The organism is Mesorhizobium sp. LNHC229A00, from assembly GCF_000502415.1.
Taxonomy (GTDB): domain Bacteria; phylum Pseudomonadota; class Alphaproteobacteria; order Rhizobiales; family Rhizobiaceae; genus Mesorhizobium.
The window spans coordinates 1-1,043 of record NZ_AYWQ01000122.1 but is presented as its reverse complement, the minus strand read 5'-3'; the positions used below and the strand labels follow the sequence as shown (position 1 = coordinate 1,043).

Genomic DNA, 1,043 nt, shown 5'->3' with positions numbered 1-1,043 from the left:
CTGTTTAATCTGCTGATGCGGATTGAGGGCGAAGCCGTGTTAAGCGATCACCTCAATATAATTGCGCCGGATCAGGCTGAGCATGAAGCTCTGCTGGAGGACCTGCGAAGACTGTGGGAGCAGCGCCTGGTTCGGCTGCATCCCTCACAAGCTGCTCGGATGGATCACGGGTCCGATAAAACGCCGGACCAGCCTAATAGGCTATCAATGTGATAGAGATGCCGCTCAAGCTCGGCCAATCAATAGTGTTCANCTGCGAGCTCACCGCTGTGATTAGGGGGGTCGAGGTCGCCCTGGTCAGTATGCTTAGGAATGCTATTGAATGGGTCGTGTGCCTGGGTTGGAAAGGCGGGTCTGGCCTCACCGGACTTCTGTGTCGAGAGGTCCAGCCCGCAAAACTTTAGAAACTGGCGATGATGACCTAAGCGGCGAAGATCGCCGGCTTCGGCAATGACGGTCAATGCCTCGATCGGTCCGATGCCCGGGATTTGTCGCAGGAGCTGATAATCCTGGCTGTGCCGCAGCAGATCGTCGGCCTGTGCTTCGATCTCATTATGTTGCCGGATCAGGCTGCGTGCTTCGTCAATGACCATCTGGAACATGCGAATGGCAGGCGCATCAAGTCATCCAGTGGCAGCGGCAATCCGATCGATGGGCGCGCCGTCTCGAAAATATCGATCAGAATCTGTGTCTTGCTGACCTTGCGGCCGACGACATCCCAAGCTGCTGCCACAAACTCCTCCTTCGTNTTGCGGCCGACGACATCCCAAGCTGCTGCCACAAACTCCTCCTTCGTCAGCGCCGTGATGCTTGCTGGGGTCGGAAAGGCATGGAGGAAGGCAAAGAACCAATCGCTGCGGCTGTTCCCCCGGAAGCGATCGATCTCGGGAAAATACAGCGGCTGGTAGTGTGTCAGCATGCGGTGCTGGATCTCGGTCTTGGCCCTGGCGATCGCTTCATGTGTCTTCGACAGTTCCTGCACGTCGTTGATGCCGGCTCGCAGCGGATCATGGTAGACCTGCGTCGCCTGGATCCTGAGCATG

1 protein-coding gene and 1 pseudogene are annotated in these 1,043 nt (G+C 57.3%); one reads left to right on the top strand and one right to left on the bottom strand.

What is annotated here, in order from left to right; translation table 11 throughout:
- Positions 1 to 213 (top strand): hypothetical protein (locus X742_RS1000000175305; RefSeq protein ID WP_210164362.1); only part of this gene is annotated, 213 nt, incomplete at its 5' end.
- A gap of 149 nt (positions 214 to 362) precedes the next feature.
- On the opposite strand, the pseudogene X742_RS01000000171250 reads toward X742_RS1000000175305, so the two are convergent.
- Positions 363 to 1,043 (bottom strand): annotated as a pseudogene (locus tag X742_RS01000000171250) (transposase); the annotation flags it as partial.